This window comes from Kitasatospora sp. NPDC127121 (genome assembly GCF_042677305.1).
GTDB lineage: Bacteria > Actinomycetota > Actinomycetes > Streptomycetales > Streptomycetaceae > Kitasatospora.
In genome coordinates this window covers 25,625-42,984 of record NZ_JBHXTQ010000029.1, presented here as the reverse complement: position 1 = coordinate 42,984, position 17,360 = coordinate 25,625, and the positions used below count along the sequence as shown (strand labels likewise).

Sequence of the window (17,360 nt, the reverse complement as noted above, 5' to 3'; positions counted from 1 at the left end):
GCACGTCCGCGCGCATTACCGCCCGGTAGGTGCCGCAGGCGCAGCCGCCAGTGCCGCCAGGTCAAGGAGGACCCGTGTTCAGCACGATGCAGGACGTCCCGCTCACCGTCGCCCGGATTCTGGAGCACGGGTCCACCATCCACGGCCGGTCCACCGTCACCACCTGGGACGGCACCGGGCCGGTCGTGCGGACGTACGCCGAGGTGGGGGCGCGGGCCGCGCAGCTCGCCCACGCGCTCCGCGACGAACTGGGGGTGACCGGGGACGACCGGGTCGCGACCCTGATGTGGAACAACTCGGTCCACCTGGAGGCGTACCTCGCCGTCCCCGCCATGGGGTCCGTGCTGCACACGCTCAACCTGCGGCTGCCCGCCCACCAGCTGTCGTTCATCGTCAACCACGCCGCCGACCACGCGGTGATCGTGGACGGCAGCGTGCTCCCGCTGCTCGCCGCCGTCCTGCCGGACCTCGCCCCGACGCTCCGGCACATCGTGGTGAACGGCCCCGCCGACCGCTCGCTGCTGGCCGGCTTCCCGGGCACCGTGCACGACTACGAGGAGCTGATCGCCGGCCGGCCCACCGCCTACCCGTGGCGCAGCGACCTCGACGAGCGCGAGGCCGCCGTGCTCTGCTACACCTCCGGCACCACCGGGGACCCGAAGGGCGTGCTCTACAGCCACCGCTCGGTGTACCTGCACTGCCTCCAGGTCAACACCGGCGACAACTTCGCCTTCACCCCGCGCGACACCGCGCTGCCGGTGGTCCCGATGTTCCACGTGAACGCCTGGGGCATCCCGCACGCCGCCTTCATGTCCGGCGCCAACCTGCTCATGCCGGATCGTTTCCTCCAGCCCAAGCCGATGGCCGAGATGATCGCCGCCGTCCGGCCCACCGTCGGCGCCGCCGTCCCGACCATCTGGAGCGGCCTGCTGGACGAGCTCGACGCGGGCGACTACGACACCTCCAGCCTGCGCATGGTGGTCATCGGCGGCAGCGCCTGCCCGCCCTCGCTGATGAAGGGCTTCGAGGAGCGCCACGGCATCCGCGTGCTGCACGCCTGGGGCATGACCGAGACCTCGCCGCTCGGCTCCTTCGCCCAGCCGCCCGGCGGCCTCACCCCGGAGGAGGAGTGGCCCTACCGCGTCACCCAGGGCATCTTCCCGGCCTCCGTCGAGGCCCGGCTGGTCGGCCCGTCCGGTGAGCGGATGCCGCACGACGGCGTCGCGGCGGGCGAGCTGGAGGTGCGCGGCCCGTGGATCGCCGGGGCCTACTACGGCGGTGCCGGGCAGGACCCGGTCCGGCCGGACGACAAGTTCTCCGAGGACGGCTGGCTGCGCACCGGCGACGTCGGCACCATCACCGCCGACGGCTACCTGACCCTCACCGACCGGGCCAAGGACGTGATCAAGTCCGGCGGCGAGTGGATCTCCTCGGTCGAACTGGAGAACCAGTTGATGGCCCACCCCGAGGTGGCCGAGGCCGCCGTGGTCGCCGTCCCGGACGAGAAGTGGGGCGAGCGCCCGCTGGCCACGGTCGTGCTGCGCCCGGGTGCCACGGCCGGGCTGAGCGAGCTGCGGGCCTTCCTGGCCGGGCGGATCGCCTCCTGGCAGCTGCCGGAGCGCTGGTCGATCGTCGAGTCGGTGCCGAAGACCTCGGTCGGCAAGTTCGACAAGAAGGTGATCCGCGCCAGCTACGCGGCGGACGAACTGGACGTGACGGTGCTCGGCAAGGAGTAGCCGCCCGCCCGACCGCCGAGGGCCGGCCACCCCCGTTCCAGCGGGGTGGCCGGCCCTCGGCGCGTGCCGGGTGGATCTCGCCGGCCCTAGGCGCGTGCCTGGCGGATCTCGCCGGACCTTCGGCGTCAGGGCGCGGTCAGCCCGCCGCGGCGACGCCCGCCTCGCCCATCGCGCCGATCCGCCCGAGCAGGTCGACGATCCGGGACTGGACGTCGGCGCTGGTCGAGCGCTCGGCGAGGAACAGCACCGTCTCGCCGGTGCGCAGCCGGGGCAGTTCGCGCGGGTCGAGGTCCACCGAGGTGTAGACCACCAGCGGGGTGCGGTGCAGCCGGTCGTTGGCGCGCAGCCAGTCCAGCAGGCCGACCCGGCGGCGGCGGATCTGGAGCAGGTCCATCACCACCAGGTTGGGCTGCACGCTGCTGGCCCGGGCGACGGCGTCGTTCTCGTCCACCGCGTGCTCGACGTGCATGCCGCGCCGCTCCAGGCTGCTGATCATGGCGGCGGCGATGTCCGGGTCGCCCTCGACCAGCAGGACGCGCGGGGCGTGGTGCTCGCCGTCGCGCGGCGCGAGGGCGCGCAGCAGCACGGCCGGGTCGGCGCCGTACGCGGCGTCCCGGGTGGCCTGGCCGAGACCGGCGGTGACCAGCACGGGGACGCGGCTGTTGAGCGCGGCGGTGCGCAGCGACTGCAGCGCGGTGCGGGTGATCGGGCTGGTCAGCGGGTCGACGAAGAGCGCCGCGGGGAAGCCGGCGACCTGGGCGTCCACCTCCTCGCGGGAGCGGACGATCACCGGGCGGTAGCCGCGTTCCTGGAGCGCCTGCCGGGTGGCCGGATCGGGCTCGGGCCAGACCAGCAGCCGACGGGCGCTGCCGCCCTCCCCGTTCGAGCCGTTCGAGCCGTTCGGGCTGGCCATGGTCGGCGGCTGCTCGTCGGTCCGGTCGCCGGCGGCGGCGGGCAGCTCGGCCATCGGGCGCGGGGCGGTCCTGGCCTCGGCCGGGACGGGCGGCTGCGGTCCGGCGGCGGACGTCGGCGAACCGCCCAGCGGGCGCGGCGGCGCGAGCTCGGCGAGGCCGGTGCCGACCGGGCGGGGGCCGGACGGGTCCTCGGCGGCGGGCAGCGCCGGGCGGGCGGGCGGCAGCGCGGCGGGGCCGCCGGGCGCGGGCCGGTCCTCCTGCGGGGTCTGGTCGGACGGCGTGGCCGGGGCCTCCTGGCCGGGGCCGGGCGGCACGGCCAGCCGGCGACGGCGGCCGGTCGGCGCGGCGGCGGGCTCGGGCTGCGCGGGTGCCGGGCCGGCCGGCAGGGCGTGCTCCAGGCCGGGGTACACCGGGGTGTCGGGGGCGCCGGGGAGGGCGAAGCCGCCGGAGGAGTCCTCGGTGGGGGGCAGGGCGCGGCGCCGACGGGGCTTGGTCTCGGCGCCGTCGGCGGCCGGGGCGCCTTCCGCGGTGGGCGTGCCGCCCGCCGGGGTGCCGTCGGCGGGGGCGGCACCGGTGCCGGGGCCGAGCGCGAGCGGTTCACGCCCGCCGGTCCGGTGCTGCTGCGGGCGCTCGCCCTCGACGGGGACGGCGTAGGCCGGGCCGGAGCGGCCGTCGTCCTTGCCCCAGGGGTCGCGCTGCGCGCCGTCCGGACCGGCCAGGCCCTGGCGGCCGTACGCGGGGTCGTTGCCGGTGCCGTTCCACTGTTCGGGGACGGCCCGCTCGATCCGGGCGGGGGCGTTCGGCCACTGGTCGGCGGGGGCGTCGGGGGCGGTCCGGACCGGGGGCGCGGGTTCCTCGGCGGCGGGGCGGCCACGGCGGCCGCGCCGCTCGGCGGCGGGTTCCTCGGCGGGCTGCTCCGCCGCCGCGGCCGGGGTCTCGCGCTCGGGCTGCTCGCCGCCGTCGGCGACCGGCTCGGCGTCCTCGCCGGTGCTGGGCAGCTGCGGGATGCCCGGCAGGTCGGGCAGGACGGCGCTGTCGCCCTCCTTGGGCCGGTCGGAGCGGCCCTCGGCGGCCGCGCGCTCGGCGGCGGCCTTCGCGGCGGCCGGGTCCAACGGCAGCTCGACGACGTACGTGGTGCCGGCCTTGCCGGGCAGCTCGTGCGGCTGGAGCACGCCACCGTGGCGCTCGACCACCGCGCGGGCTATCGGCAGGTGGACGGGGCTGCCGCCGAGGCCGGGCCCGCGGATCTCGACCCGGGCGACCTCGCCGCGCTGGGCGGCGGCCAGGACGACGGTCGGCGGCTCGCCGCCGGAGGGCAGCGCGGTGGGTGCGCCGGGGGCGGCCAGGCCGGGGGAGGGGGCGGTCGGGGCGTCCAGGGCGAGGCCGATGCCGCTGACGTCGGCGACCAGGTGGGCCAGCGCCTGGGCGAGCCGGCGTTCGTCGGCGATCACCTCGACGGCGGCGGCGTGCACCGAGAACCGCACCCGGCCCGGGCCGACCAGCTCGCCGGCCGCCTCGACGGCCCGGCGGACCACCTTGTCCAGGGCGACGGGCACCCGCCGCTCGGTCGGCTTGCGGCGGTCCTTGCCGTCCTTGTTGTCCTTGCCGTCCTTCGCGTCCGGGCCGTCCGCCGGGGCGGTCTCGCCGGTCTCGCCGGCCTCGGAGCGCTGGTGCGCGAGCACGCCGTCGATCAGCCGGCTGAACCGGCGGCACTCGTCGGCGAGCCGGCGCAGCGTCCAGTTGGCCTCCGGCCACAGCTGCCCGGCCGGGTCGGCGGCGAGCGCGTCCAGCCGCTCGTTCAGCGCGGACAGCGCGCCGCCGAGTTCGCTCTCCAGGACGGCGGTGAGGTGTTCGTTGCGGGCGACCAGGGCGAGTTCGCGGCTGCGGTCGGTGAAGGTCATCACCGCGCCGACCAGCTGGTCGCCGTCCCGCACCGGCGCGGTGGTGAGGTCGACGGTGACCGGGCGGCCGTCCTTGCGCCACAGCACGGTGCCGCGCACCCGGTGCTTGCGCCCGGAGGTCAGGGTGTCCAGCAGCGCGGACTCCTCCAGCGCCAGCGGGGTGCCGTCGGCCCGGGAGTGCTGGATCAGCGGGTGCAGTTCGCGCCCGCCCAGCTCGCTCGCCCGGTACTCCAGGATGTGCGCGGCGGCCGGGTTGACCAGCACGCAGCGGCCTTCGAGGTCGACGCCGAGCACGCCCTCGGCGGCGGCGCGCAGGATCATCTCGGTCTGCTTGTGCTGGCGGCGCAGCTCGGCCTCGACGCCGAGCCGGCTGGAGAGGTCGCGGACCAGCAGCAGGAGCAGGTCGCTCGCGGAGGACGGGCGGGACCGCTCGCGGTACGGGTCGTACGAGGTGAGCCCGTAGCCGCGGCCCTCGCCGGTGCCGTCGTCGGGGAAGTCGTTGCCGGAGACCTCGACCGGGAAGCTGGTGCCGTCGGTGCGCCGGGCGGTCATCCGGACCGGGCGGTCGGGCTCGTCGCCGTCGCGGGCGGCCGGGCGCATCGAGCCGGGGATCCGACTGGGGTCGAACTCGGGCAGGAGGTCCAGCACGCCCATGCCGACCAGCGAGGTGCCGGGCGTCTGGAGCGCGTGGACTGCCGCGCTGTTGGCGTCCACGACGGTGCCGTTGCTGTTCACCAGCAACAACGCGTCGGGCAGGGCGTCGAGTATGGCGGCGAGGCGAGCAGCGCCTCGGATCGGCCTGCTGCTCACGTCGACAGGTCTCCTCGGCTCAGGGCAGCTCCTCCGGAGACGGCAGTATCTCATTCTTCTTTGCGGCGGGGTCGACCCGCCTAGTAACGTGGGCGGTGGTTGGTGCCGAACCCCACGGTTGTGGCATCATCTCAGGCACACGGAACGGGTCCGCTCACGCGGACGTGGTCCCTGTGGAGGAGGCTTCGCCTAGTCCGGTCTATGGCGCCGCACTGCTAATGCGGTTTCGGGGTTATTCCTGATCGAGGGTTCAAATCCCTCAGCCTCCGCAGCCGGAAAGCCCCGTCGACGATCTTGTCGGCGGGGCTTTCGGCATCTCCGGGGCGGTTCCGGACCCGCCCCGCCGACCTGCTCCGCAGGCCGGGGCCGCCGGGGGTCCGAGCGGCCTCCAGGGGGTCGGCCCGGGGGCAGGGAGCAATCGATTTCGTCCCGCGTCGCAGGTCATGTAATGTTGTCCCCGCAACGCCCCGCTGGCACTGTTCATCAGGGCGAGCGCTCATAGCTCAACGGATAGAGCACTTGACTACGGATCAAGAGGTTGCAGGTTCGAATCCTGCTGAGCGCACCAATCTCCGCAAGATCGGGTTCGCCCGTTCCTTGCGCTCATAGCTCAACGGATAGAGCACTTGACTACGGATCAAGAGGTTGCAGGTTCGAATCCTGCTGAGCGCACCAGCGAGAAGCCCCCGGCTACCGGCCGGGGGCTTCTCCCGTTTCCGGGCCCGGACGAGGGCGCCGGGTGCCGCGTCCGTTCTGGATTGCGGGCCTAATGGATGAAATGCATCTGTTTCGGGTATATCCCGTCCTGCCGCTCGGATGGCCGCCAAACGGGTGGGACCCGGCCATAAGCGCAGGTGTCGCAGTATGACCGGCTCAGGATCGTGATTCCTTTTTGTCAGATCTTGTGCCCAGACTGCCCGGCACCCCGGCAGCCGACCGTGAAGGAGAGCCGGATGGGCCGACAGTTTCCCCGCACGGCCGCCGCCCTGACCGTCCTCGTGGCCGGGCTGCTGACCGGCTGGAACGCCCCACTCTCGGTGGCCCAGCAGTCCCCTGACGCCTGGTCGGGGGAACGCCGGGCGGTCCTGCCCTCCGGCCTCTCCGTCCAACTCGAATTCGCCGCCACCCCGGGCACCGAGGTGGCCGCCGCGGCCGGCGAACTGGCCGACCGCCCCGGCGGGGGGCGTGCGGCCGGGCCGTACACGGACGGAATGCACCCCGGAAACCCCGCGCAGACCTTCAGCGTCACCGAGAACCGCCCGCAGGCGGACGGATCCTGGCGCACCGTCGGAACGCTCCGGCTCGCCTTCTCCCGACCGGTCCGCAATCCCCGGCTGCACCTCAGCGGACTGGTCGCGCTCGCCACCGGGAAGTCCGGCACCACCAGCACCGCGGCCCGGCTGACCCTCACCGGCGGCTCACCCTCCGCCCCCACCCTGGTCAACCGCACCGACTGGCCCGGCTGGACGGTCGACGCCAACGCCCTCGCACCCGTCGGCGCCGACGGCAGCTCCGACGGCGCGGCCGGCTCCGCCTCCGAGGGCACCCTGGAACTCGCCGGCACCCTGCGCACCGCGGTCTTCCGGGTCGAGCAGCGCTCCACCGCCCGGGCCGGCAGCACCACCACCCCGCCCGTCCTGCGCCAGGCGTACACCGTCACCGTCGACGAGGACCTCGGCACCGCCCCGCAGAACTACGGCAACGCCTCGCACGTGCTCTCCGACCTGTTCCTCGGCGCGGACGCCGCCAACCCGGCGCACCGCACCCGACCCCGGTCCGCCGACGACCCGGGCACGGCCGACCGGTCGACCGGCGAGCCGCTGGTCCAGCTCGACCATGGGGCCGGCCGGCGCAGCGTCTTCACCAGCCCGCCGCCGCCCAAGCTCCAGCCCGGCCGCGCCGAGTACCAGGGCGCCGACCCGTCGATCAGCTTCCCCACCGAGGCCGCGATCGGCCGCTACTACCGGCTCAGCGTCCCAGTGGCGGTCGGCGACCAGCCCGCGACCCTGGCCGGCTGGATCGACTTCGACCACAGCGGGCGCTTCGACCCCGCCGCGCGGGTGCAGGCCGAGATCCCGGCCGGCGCCGACACCGCGACCCTGGAATGGACCGTCCCGACCGGCGCCGCCTCCGGCGACACCTGGGCCCGGTTGCGGATCGCCCGCGACGCCAGCCAACTCGTCCCCTCCGGCGGCTTCGCCGACTCCGGGCAGGTCGCCGACCAGCGGATCAAACTGACCGTCGGCGCCGCCCGGCCCGAGATCGCCGAACCCGTCGACGGCGCCGTCCTCGCCGAGGCCCGTCCACGGATCCACGGCGACGGAGCGGTCGCCGGTGCCTCGGTGGAGATCCGGGACGGCGACGCCACGGCCTGCCGGGCCCGGGTCGAGCGCGGCGGCGGCTGGTCCTGCCGGCCCGATGGAGCGCTCACCGCGGGCCCGCACGCCCTCACCCCGGTCGAGATCACCAGCGGTGGCGTGGTGCTGCGCGGCGACGCCGTCCGGGTCACCGTGAAGACGGCGCCGCCCGCACCGCCCGTCCTCACCCTCCCGGAGTACACCAACGACCCGGGGATCCAGCTCACCGGCACCGGCGAGGCGGGCAGCACCGTCGCGGTCACCGACCAGGCCGCCGAACTCTGCCGCAGCGCCGTCCGGGCGGACGGCCAGTGGTCCTGCCTGCCGGTCGAGAACCTGGTGGACGGGCGCCACCTGCTCACCCCCGTCGCGGTCGACGCGGCCGGGAACCGGACGGCCGGGCAGGCGGTCGCGCTGGTCGTCGACACCGTCCCGCCGGACAAGCCGGTGCTCGGCTCGCCGGCCGCCGGGGAGACCCTGCGGGTCAGCCGGCCGACGTTCACCGGGCGGGCCGAGCCGGGCTCGAAGGTGCTGGTCACGGCGCGGGCGGGCGGCTCGGCGGCCTCGGGGCCGGCTTCGGCCTCGGCTTCGGGTGCGGGTGCGGGCGAGCGGACGGTGCTGTGCGGGGTGACGGCGGCGCTCGACGGCAGCTGGACCTGCACCGCCAACCGGGACCTGACGGACGGGCAGCAGTGGCTGGTCGTCACGGCGACCGACCTGGCGGGGAACGGGGCGGCGGCGGATGCGGTGCCGGTGCGCGTCGCGGCGGCGCCGAGCCCGTCGGCTTCGGCATCGGCTTCGGCATCGGCGTCGACTCCTGCGGTGCCGAGTGCGGTGGCGTCGACTCCTGCGGTGCCGAGTTCGGGGGCGTCGGTTCCCGTGCGGCCCAGCCCCGCAGTCTCGGTGCCGACCGTGCCGAGCCCGTCGGCGTCGGCATCGGTGCCGATGCCGGTCGGGCCGAGCCCGAGCGTGGCGGTGCCGGTGTTGCCCTCGGCCGGTGCTTCCGCGCCGGTGGCCTCCTCTGTACCGTCCCGTCCCGCGACGTCGCCCACGTCCATGTCCACGTCCAAACCCACGTCCACGCCTTCGAGCCCGGTCACCTCGTCGCCGAGCCCGGTTGTGGGGGCGACGCCCGTTGCATCCGTGCTCGCGCCGGCGCCGGCGGGGCTGCTGCCGATCGCCGTTCCGGCGGTCGCCCGGCCGCCGGCGGCGGTGGCCGGGCCGTCCGTTGCTTCAGCCACCCCCACCGTCCCGACCGTCCGGATCGCCCCCACCCCCACCACCACCTCCGCCGATTCCGTCCCTCCGACGCTCCGTACCGTTCCGTCCCTGGGCGCCAGCCCGTCCCGGGCGGCCGTCGGCGTCATGGCGTCGTCACCGTCACCGTCACTGACACCGTCACTGACACAGCCTCCGTCACCGCCACCGTCATCGACGCCGGTGGCGGCCGAACCGCTCGGGTCCGCCGGGGAGGATGCCGGGCCGCTGCCGGCGCCGCCGAGCGCGTCGCCCGTGGGGGCGGCCGCGGAGGCCTCGCAGGCGGCGGCCGCGCGGTCCACCGCGAGCGGCTGGCGCGGTGGGGTCGCCGGTGGCCTGCTGGTGCTCGCCGGGATCGGGCTGATCACCCGCCGGGTGTTCGCCCGTGGTGACGGTGTCCGGCGGCGCTGACCTGCGCTGAACCATCCCGACTACCCGTTCATGTGCCTGCGCGTCAGGTCGGCTTCGGACGATTCGTCAGCAAATGTCGACACACCTCATCATAAATGTCGCATTTGATGACGTATGAACTTAGCCTGATCTTGGCACTGCCCGTCAGATCCGGGCCGCCCGTTGCGCGACACACCGACCCCGAGGATCCGTGCATGGACGTCACCCGCGATTCTTCGCAGCGACCCGACCACCTGCCCCAGGTACTCCCACCGGCCTTGCCGGAACGTTCCGCCTCCGGCGCCAGCCCGCTGGCCAAGGCCACGGCCGTCAAGACGGCCAAGCCGCTCGGCCCGGTCGACGGCGGCCCCGCGACCACTCCGCTGGTCGTCGTCCCCGGCCCGGCCACCGGCGCCTCCGCCGACCTGCGCGATCCGCTGGAGGCGGCCGCCCCGGCGACCGTCGAGATCACGGAAACCACCCAGGTCGGCGCCCCCACGGCCGCCACCTCCCGCCGCCCCCCGCGCGCCGACCAGGCGGTCCGCGAGCACGGCGCCACCGCCCTGCCCGGCTGGATCGCCCTGCTGGTGGTGCTGGTCGGCGTGGCAGGCGTGCTGCTGATGCTGCTGCGCGACGGCGTCATCCCGTACTGGGACGCGCTGCCCGACCTGCGCAGCGCCGCCGCGCAGGCGAGCGGCCAGGCCGAGGTGGACGCCAAGTCGGTCGCCGCGGTCAGCGCGGTCGGCCTGCTCGTGGTGTTCGCGCTGGCCGGGCTGCTGGCCAACGCGGGCGGCGAGACCCGGGTGCTGACCCGCTGGGGCCGCTACCGGGGCACCGTCCGCCGCACCGGCCTGGTCTGGGTCAACCCGCTGCTGCGCCGGCGCCGGGTGGACGTGCGGCTGCGGCACTGGCGCAGCGAGCCGGTCAAGGCGGTCGACCGGACCGGCACGCCGATCGTCGTCCGGCTGCTGATCGTCTGGCGGGTCAAGGACACCGCGCGGGCGCTGCTGGCGATCGAGGACCACGAGAGCTACCTGCGCGAGCAGGTCCAGGCGGTGCTCACCCGCACCGCGTCCATCCTGCCGTGCGACAGCAACGCGGCGCCCGGGCCCGCGCTGCGGGACGGGCAGTGGTTCGCCGACGAGCTGACCAGAGCACTGGCCGCCGAGGTCGCCCCGGCGGGCCTGGAGGTCTACTCGGCGCAGCCGCTGGCGCTGGACTACGCGCCCGAGGTCGCCGAGTCGATGCGCCGCCGCCGGCTGGCCGACCTGGACGCGGGCCTGCGGACGGTGCTGGTGGACGACGCGGTCGAGGCGGCGGCGCTCGCCGTCCGGCGACTGGAGCGCGCCACCGCCCACGAACTGGACGAGGCCGCCCGCAGCGCGCTGATGGAGCAGCTGCTGGTCGCCTTCGTCGCCCCGGCCGGAGTGGCCGCCTCGGTACCGCCCCCGGCCGCACGGGCCGGGCGGAAGGAAGGACGACCCGCATGAGGATAGCCACCGGCGCGTACGCCGATCCCGGCCTCGACCTCGACGCCGATTTCGACGCCGCCCTCGACCGGGGCCTGATCGGCTTCGAGGAGAGCACCGGCAGCATCCCCGCGATCGCGGGCTGCGGCTGCCCGAACTGCGCGGCCCGGCCGCACACCGCCCGCCCCGCGACGGCGACCGGCGGCAGCCGAATACACCGCGCCGTGCGGAGTACCTGCCTGGCCACCACCGTGCTGGCGGGCGCCGGCGTGGTCGGTCTGACGGCCGGTGCCGGGTCCGCGCACGCGGCGGCCGGGAAGCAGGGCTGGGACGGGTCGAAGTACTGGTTCAAGAACGGCGCCGGAGAGTGGCGGTGGACCAGCCACTACGACGTCTACGCGAACCGCGCCGGCCAGTCCGGCGGCTCGGGCGGCTCCGGCGGTGCCAGCGGCAAGGCGGCCGCCGTGTCCAACGGTTCGGCCTCCTCCGCTTCCTCCTCCGGACTGCGCCAGGGCTGGGACGGGTCGAAGTACTGGTTCAAGAACAGCGCCGGAGAGTGGCGGTGGACCAGCCACTACGACGTCTACGCGAACCGCACCGGCCAGTCCGGCGGCGGTGCGGATCCCGCTCCCGCCCGGCCCGCGGCCACGCCGTCGGCGGACCAGGCGCCGGCTTCCGGCAGCGTGGAGTCGGCCATCGACTACGCGCTCGCCCAGCTGGGCAAGCCGTACGTCTGGGGCGGCAACGGCCCGTCCGGCTACGACTGCTCGGGGCTCGTCCAGCAGGCCTACCGGCGCAGCGGGATCAGCCTGCCGCGGGTGGCCGACGACCAGTACGCGGCCACCACGCCGATCAGCGCGGGGCAACTGCGCCGCGGTGACCTGGTGTTCTGGTCGGACAGCGGCCGGGCCTCCGGGATCCACCACGTGGGGATCTACCTGGGCGGCGGCAAGTTCGTCGAGGCGCCCAGGCCCGGCAAGACGGTCCGGGTGTCCACCCTCAACTCGGGCTACTACCCGACCCACTTCGGGCGGCCGTAGCGCCGGGGCGCACCGGGCCCCCGACAGCGGCGTGCTGTCGGGGGCCCGAAGCGCGACCTGGTCGTCCCCGCGGAGGGAACGGGTGCGCAGTTCGGGCCCGATCTGCCAATCGGCCGGTGCGCCGTGCGCGTTGGCCGTCTTTTCCGGGGCGGATTCGCCGACCGCCCGGAAAGTCTCCTGGATTTCGTCGAGGGTGCCGGCGCGGGCCCTCGGATCGGCGGGGCCGACGGTCACTCTGCCGGTGTTACCGCCCGGGCCCGGATTGTTTGCGGAATCGAGGGCCGGGCGCGCGTACTTCTTCCGGTCCTCGTCGTCGAAGAGCCCGTCCCGGGCGGGATTTCCGGCGAGGCTGCCCCCGTGGCGGCTTCGGCGTTGAAGTCCTGTTCCGTGCCCGGTCGTTCGTGGGCCAAGGCTGATCACTGCGGCCGGTGTTCTCAGCCGGGTGGGGTTCGCCGGGCACGGGTGCAGGCTGCGAACGGGCCCGGGTGGGGGCGGGTTCGCAGCCTGCGGGGTGGGGCGGGGTCAGGCGGAGGCGGTGTCGAGGAGGGCGGTCTGTTCGGGGGTGAGGCGGAGCGTGGTGGCTGCCAGCAGGGGCGGGAGCTGCTCGACGGTGCGGGCGCTGGCGATGGGGGCGGCGACCGTCGGCCGCCCGGCCAGCCAGGCGAGGGCGACCGTGGCGAGTGCGACGCCGTGCTCCCCGGCGACGGTGTCCAGGGCCGCCAGCACCTTCGGGCCGCGCGGGTCGTCCAGGTAGCGGGCGGCGCCCTCGGAGCGGGCGCTGTCGACGCCGGGGCCGCCGGGGCGGTACTTGCCGGTGAGGAAGCCGGAGGCGAGCGCGTAGTACGGGACGGTGGCGAGGCCGTGCTCGGCGACCACGTCGGCCAGCGGGCCCTCGAAGGTGCCGCGCGAGACCAGGTTGTAGTGCGGCTGGACGGCGACGTACTTGGCCAGGCCCTCGCGGTCGGCGAAGGCCAGCGCCTCGGACAGCCGCTCGGCGCCGATGTTGGAGGCGCCGACCGCGGCGACCTTGCCCTCGCGGACCAGCTCGTCCAGCGCGGTGACGAACTCCTCGACCGGGGTGTCGTCGTCCCGGTGGGTGTAGTACAGGTCGATCCGCTCGACGCCCAGGCGGCGCAGCGAACCCTCGGCCGCGGCCTTGATGTTGGCCGCGCCCAGACCGCCGGCCTCGGGGTGCATGCCGACCTTGGTGGCGATCACGACGTCGTCGCGGTTGCCGCGGCTGCGCAGCCAGTTGCCGAGGACGGTCTCGGACTCGCCGCCGGTGTTGCCCGGGGCCCAGGCCGAGTAGACGTCGGCGGTGTCGACGAAGTTGCCGCCGGCCGCCGCGTAGGCGTCCAGGACGGCGAAGGACTGCTGCTCGTCGGCCGTCCAGCCGAAGACGTTGCCGCCGAGGGAGAGCGGGAAGACGGACAGGTCGGAGGCGCCGAGGCGGACCCGGCCCGGGGCGTCGCTGTGGTTTCCGGTCATGGTCGGATTCAACCGGATCGCACCGGGCGGCATTCCGCGTGTCGGGCGGACTTCACGAGGATGTCGTACCACCGTTGCACGACCGGGTGGTGGGGGTCGCGCAGGAGGGGTCCGGGGTGTCCGTGAGGTGGGCGGATTCGTTAGAGTCCGTGCCATGGCTGACAACGACTACGACCCCGCCGGCAGCACCCAGATGTTCCGGGCGTTCGTCGACGAGACCCCGGCGGCCCCGCAGGCGCCGGGCACCGTCTCCACCTACGGCCGCAGCAGCAGCGGTGGTGGTGGCCGTACCGGCGTGATCGCGCTGGTCGCCGTCATCGTGCTGGCCGTGTTGGGCGGCGTCATCTGGCTGGCGGTCAAGTGATCATCGCGCGGGTGACCCGGACGAGGGTCACCCGCGCGACGGAAACCGGTGCACCGAGGACCGGTGCGCCGGCGCTCAGCAGGGCTTGCGCCAGGCGTCCAGGTCGAGCTTCTTCTGCATCGAACTGAAGCCGAGCGACTTGGCCTTGGCACAGAACTGGTCCGTGCCGAGCTTGTACTCGACGTGGAACACCGCCTTGCCCGCCTTGACGAACGGCGCGACCCGGTCGCACTCGTCGAACTGCGAGCACTCCTCGTTGACCGCGAAGTCGAAGTCCGGCAGCAGCGCCGGGATCTGGTCGAGGTCGTTCTTCAGGCCGATGGCCAGGCCGCGTTCGTGGGCGAGCTGGGCCAGCATGCGGTTGTACTTGACCTGGTCGTCAGGGGTGAGCGGGAAACCGCTGTTCTGGTTGTAGGCCTCGATGGTGTCCGGCTCGATGGCGTCGAAGCCCTTGCTCTTGCACATGTCGAAGCGGGCCGCCATCAGCGGCTTGAGCTGGTCGAGCTTGCGGATGTCGAACCACTTCTCGCCCTTCCAGCCGGTGTCGGAGCCCTGCAAGGACTTGGCGAAGGCGGCGGAGTCGGGGCGGAAGTTCTCCCAGGAGCCGGCGTTGATGTAGCAGATCACCTTGCGGCCCTTGGCGTGCAGCGCGGCCACCACCGAGGCGTCGTTCTCGAAGCCGTCGATGTCGTAGACCGGGACGTCCACGGACTGGTCGACGGTGCCGCCGAGCTGCCACTGCCAGGCGAGGCCCGGGGTGGGCTGCCAGCGGGCGCCGGCCGGCGGCGGGGGGGTGGTGCCGCCGGGAGTTCCGCCGGGGGCGCTGGGGGTGCCCGGGGTGGTGGTGGCGCCCGGGGGCGTGGTGGCGCCGGGCGCGGTGGGTGAGCCGGGGGTGCTGGGCGTGCCGGGGGCCGGGGGCGTGCTGGCGGCGTCCGACGGGGTGCCCGGGGCGGTGCTGCCGTCCGGGGTGGTCGGGGCGGTGGCCGCGGGAGGGCTGCTCGGGGAGCCGTCGGCCGAGGAGTTGTCGTCGTCCGAGCCTGAGCTGCTGCACGAGGTCGCCAGCAGGGCGGCGGCGATGGTGATGGCGACCGGCAGGAGCCGGGTACGGCGGTTCACGGTAGTCGAACTCCGGATCAGGTCAGGTCAGTTCAGCAGCGGTCAGGCCGTAGGGCAGGGTGCGCCAGGGGTTCTCCCCGGCGCCCGGTACGGCGCAGCCGACGCCGGCCCGGCGGGCGGCGATCAGCGCGGTGGCGTCCTCGGCGTGTTCGGCCGGGACGTCGTACACCAGGTGGCAGAAGCGGGAGGCCGCGTGGCGGCCGGTCCACAGCGGGAGCGTCATCGCGCGGTACGTGTCCCAGTCGCCCTCGAAGGTGACCAGCAGGTCGGCCAGGCCGACTTCGGCGTACCCCGGGTCGGGGTGCTCGCCGTGGCCGAAGACCACGGTGCCGCAGCCGGCCGCGCGCGCGGCCGTGGCCAGCCGCCGGTAGTGCGCGAGGGCGCCCGGGTGGGTGGCCACCTGGTCGAGGTAGACGCCGGTGATGTCGTGGCGTTGACGGTAGGTCAGGATGTCGGCGACCACCGCCGCGTGCGGTCGGCGGCCGTAGTCGGTGTCGGTGTAGCCGACCAACGGCACTCCGGCCGCGCGGAGTTGGTCGGCGGCCTCGGCGAAGACGTTGTCCGGGTTCTCGCCCGGCCCGTCGGCGAGGTTGAGCACGACGGCGGCGATCCGGCCCGGGTCGGCGGCGGCGACCGCCTGCCAGGCCGCCGGGTCCACCGCGGGGTGGACGTACAGCGGCACCAGCAGGCGGCCGTCGGGGATGATCCCGCCGGTCATGCGACGACCGGTGGGTAGGCGGGCTCGGCGGTGCTGAGCCACAGGTCGCGCAGGGTGTCGGCGAGGTCCGTCTCCGGGTGCCAGCCGAGCTCCCGGGCGGCGGCCGACACGTCGGCCTGCTGCCAGGAGACCGCGGCCGAGCGCTCGGAGCCCGCCCCGCTCTCGTCGATCCGGCCGGCGAAGCCGGCCGCGGCGACCAGCCCGTCCGCGATCGCCCGGACCTGCCGGGCCTGCCCGGAGGCGAGGTTGAGCACCCGGGGGAGCGGACGGTCCGCGGCGGCGGCCAGGCCGACCGCGCGGGCGATGTCCCGGGCGTCGACGAAGTCGCGGTAGGCGGAGAGGTCGCCGACCGTGATCACGCCGTCGGCGCCCTCGGGCGCCACCCGGAGCAGCTCGGCGGCCAGCCGGCCGGGCAGCGAGCCCGCCGGTGCCCCCGGGCCGACAGGGTTGAACACCCGCAGGACCACGGCGTCCAGCGCCGAGCCGGCCACCGCGAGGGAGCCGGCCAGCTTGGTCGCGCCGTACACGCCGACCGGGCGGGCGTCGGAGTCCTCGGACAGCGAGCTGCCCGCCGGACAGACGCCGTACTCGCCGGCCGAACCGATGTGCACCAGCCGGGTCTTCGGGGCGCCGAGCTGCAGCGCCTCGCAGAGCACGGCCGGGCCGCGCGCGTTCACCTCGGCGAGCTTGACCGCGCTGCCGGCCACCGCGCCGGCGAAGTTGACCACCACGTCGGGTGCCAGCGCGGCCAGTTCCTCGCCGAGCGGGCCGGCCTGGGCGGTGGCCAGGTCCAGCCGGAGGTCGTGGGCGGGCCGCCGGCCCGCGGTCAGCACGGTGGCACCGGGCAGTGACTGCAGGACGGCGGTGGCGTGACGGCCGAGGAAGCCGTCGCCGCCGAGGAGCAGGATTCTCACGCGGCCCGTCCGTCACTCTGGGCGCCCGCGGTGGCGGGAGCCTCGGCCGTGTCGTCCGGGGCGGTGCGGGCGGCCGGGATCGGCAGCTCCGCCACGCCCTGGCCGGCGCCGGCCGACTCGAAGGGCATCAGTACCGGTCGGATGGAGGAGAACTCGGCGTTCGCCCGGTCGTAGTCGTCCGGGCGGCCGATGTCCAGCCAGTAGCCGCCGAAGTCGTACGCGGCGGGCGGGGTCTTGGCGGCGAGCAGGTCCAGCACCAGCTCGTCGAAGCCCAGCGGCAGGCCGGGGGTGTACTTGGCGAGTGCCGAACGGGACACGCCGTACACGCCCATCGAGACGCGGTAGTCGATGCTCGGCTTCTCCTGGAAGCCGGTGATGCTGCCGGACTCGGCGGTCAGCACGCCGAAGTCGATCTTCACCTGACGGGCGTAGGTGGCGATGGTGAGCGGCGCCCCGGACGCCTCGTGGTGCTTGAGCACCCCGGCGAAGTCCAGGTCGGTGAGGATGTCGCCGTTCATCACCAGGAAGTGCTCCGGCAGGCGGTCCTGCATGGTGAGCAGCGGGCCCATGGTGCCGAGCGGGCTGTCCTCGACGGCGTAGCCGACCCGCAGCCCCCACTGGGAGCCGTTGCCGACGTACGCGCGGATGATGTGGCCGAGATGGCCGATGGCCAGGGTGACGGTCTTGAAGCCCGCGGCGGCGAGCTGGCGCATCACGATCTCCAGGATCGCGTGCTGGTCGCCGATCGGGACGAGCGGCTTGGGAAGGGCGGTGGTGTACGGGCGGAGGCGGACGCCCTTACCGCCGGCCAGGATCACTGCATGCATGGTGTTTCCCCCACGGAAAGGATGTGCAGGACACGAACCTTGGTTACCAGGACGGGCAT

The 17,360-nt window shown here is 74.7% G+C and carries 10 protein-coding genes, 3 tRNA genes and 1 pseudogene; 8 read left to right on the top strand and 6 right to left on the bottom strand.

Translation table 11 applies throughout. The features are described from left to right. Positions 1–74 precede the first annotated feature (74 nt). Positions 75–1,736, top strand: a complete 1,662-nt coding sequence (locus tag ACFVHI_RS16900) for a long-chain fatty acid--CoA ligase (protein ID WP_380339924.1) — start codon at positions 75–77, stop codon at positions 1,734–1,736. Between the two features lie 136 nt (positions 1,737–1,872). On the opposite strand, the gene ACFVHI_RS16895 is transcribed toward ACFVHI_RS16900, so the two are convergent. Beyond that, positions 1,873–5,361 (bottom strand): PAS domain-containing protein, encoded by a 3,489-nt coding sequence (locus ACFVHI_RS16895; RefSeq protein WP_380339922.1) that lies wholly within the window; start codon positions 5,359–5,361, stop codon positions 1,873–1,875. A gap of 178 nt (positions 5,362–5,539) precedes the next feature. Here ACFVHI_RS16895 and ACFVHI_RS16890 point away from each other — a divergent pair. The 6 genes from ACFVHI_RS16890 (at position 5,540) to ACFVHI_RS16865 (ending at position 11,874) form a co-directional block, all read left to right on the top strand. Beyond that, positions 5,540–5,630, top strand: a tRNA-Ser gene (locus ACFVHI_RS16890). A gap of 223 nt (positions 5,631–5,853) precedes the next feature. Then, positions 5,854–5,929 (top strand) — tRNA-Arg (locus ACFVHI_RS16885). 31 nt (positions 5,930–5,960) lie between these two features. Further along, positions 5,961–6,036: transfer RNA gene (locus ACFVHI_RS16880), tRNA-Arg, on the top strand. Between the two features lie 278 nt (positions 6,037–6,314). Beyond that, positions 6,315–9,386: an Ig-like domain-containing protein gene (locus ACFVHI_RS16875; protein WP_380339920.1), complete on the top strand. Its 3,072-nt coding sequence runs from the start codon at positions 6,315–6,317 to the stop codon at positions 9,384–9,386. 257 nt (positions 9,387–9,643) lie between these two features. After that, on the top strand, positions 9,644–10,855 hold the full coding sequence (locus tag ACFVHI_RS16870; protein WP_380339918.1) for an SPFH domain-containing protein: 1,212 nt from the start codon (positions 9,644–9,646) through the stop codon (positions 10,853–10,855). Beyond that, the gene (locus ACFVHI_RS16865) at positions 10,852–11,874 is read left to right on the top strand and encodes a C40 family peptidase (RefSeq protein WP_380339916.1); all 1,023 of its coding nucleotides are present in this window, start codon (positions 10,852–10,854) and stop codon (positions 11,872–11,874) included. Before ACFVHI_RS16870 ends, ACFVHI_RS16865 begins: the two co-directional genes overlap by 4 nt. Positions 11,875–12,396: 522 nt before the next feature. Here ACFVHI_RS16865 and ACFVHI_RS16860 read toward each other — a convergent pair. Then, positions 12,397–13,362: an aldo/keto reductase gene (locus ACFVHI_RS16860; RefSeq protein WP_380339914.1), complete on the bottom strand. Its 966-nt coding sequence runs from the start codon at positions 13,360–13,362 to the stop codon at positions 12,397–12,399. Between the two features lie 154 nt (positions 13,363–13,516). Here ACFVHI_RS16860 and ACFVHI_RS16855 point away from each other — a divergent pair, with 154 nt between their 5' ends. Continuing rightward, positions 13,517–13,726: a hypothetical protein gene (locus ACFVHI_RS16855; RefSeq protein WP_063348621.1), complete on the top strand. Its 210-nt coding sequence runs from the start codon at positions 13,517–13,519 to the stop codon at positions 13,724–13,726. Between the two features lie 75 nt (positions 13,727–13,801). On the opposite strand, the gene ACFVHI_RS16850 is transcribed toward ACFVHI_RS16855, so the two are convergent. The 4 genes and pseudogenes from ACFVHI_RS16850 to ACFVHI_RS16835 all read right to left on the bottom strand — a co-directional run. After that, positions 13,802–14,842 (bottom strand): endo alpha-1,4 polygalactosaminidase, encoded by a 1,041-nt coding sequence (locus ACFVHI_RS16850; RefSeq protein ID WP_380339910.1) that lies wholly within the window; start codon positions 14,840–14,842, stop codon positions 13,802–13,804. 22 nt (positions 14,843–14,864) lie between these two features. Continuing rightward, positions 14,865–15,560: a spherulation-specific family 4 protein gene (locus ACFVHI_RS16845; protein ID WP_063348622.1), complete on the bottom strand. Its 696-nt coding sequence runs from the start codon at positions 15,558–15,560 to the stop codon at positions 14,865–14,867. Beyond that, complete coding sequence (locus tag ACFVHI_RS16840; protein WP_380339908.1) at positions 15,557–16,474, bottom strand: NAD-dependent epimerase/dehydratase family protein; 918 nt, start codon at positions 16,472–16,474, stop codon at positions 15,557–15,559. Before ACFVHI_RS16840 ends, ACFVHI_RS16845 begins: the two co-directional genes overlap by 4 nt. Positions 16,475–16,599: 125 nt before the next feature. Continuing rightward, positions 16,600–17,301 (bottom strand): annotated as a pseudogene (locus ACFVHI_RS16835) (NDP-sugar synthase); the annotation flags it as partial. Between the last annotated feature and the right edge of the window lie 59 nt (positions 17,302–17,360).

What these genes read in the sequence shown, in the direction of transcription:
- ACFVHI_RS16875 (WP_380339920.1), top strand. Translation starts at nt 6,315, where the DNA reads ATGGGCCGACAGTTTCCCCGCACGGCCGCCGCCCTGACCGTCCTCGTG.
- ACFVHI_RS16865 (WP_380339916.1), top strand. Translation starts at nt 10,852, where the DNA reads ATGAGGATAGCCACCGGCGCGTACGCCGATCCCGGCCTCGACCTCGAC.
- ACFVHI_RS16860 (WP_380339914.1), bottom strand. Translation starts at nt 13,362, where the DNA reads ATGACCGGAAACCACAGCGACGCCCCGGGCCGGGTCCGCCTCGGCGCC.
- ACFVHI_RS16855 (WP_063348621.1), top strand. Translation starts at nt 13,517, where the DNA reads ATGGCTGACAACGACTACGACCCCGCCGGCAGCACCCAGATGTTCCGG.
- ACFVHI_RS16845 (WP_063348622.1), bottom strand. Translation starts at nt 15,560, where the DNA reads ATGACCGGCGGGATCATCCCCGACGGCCGCCTGCTGGTGCCGCTGTAC.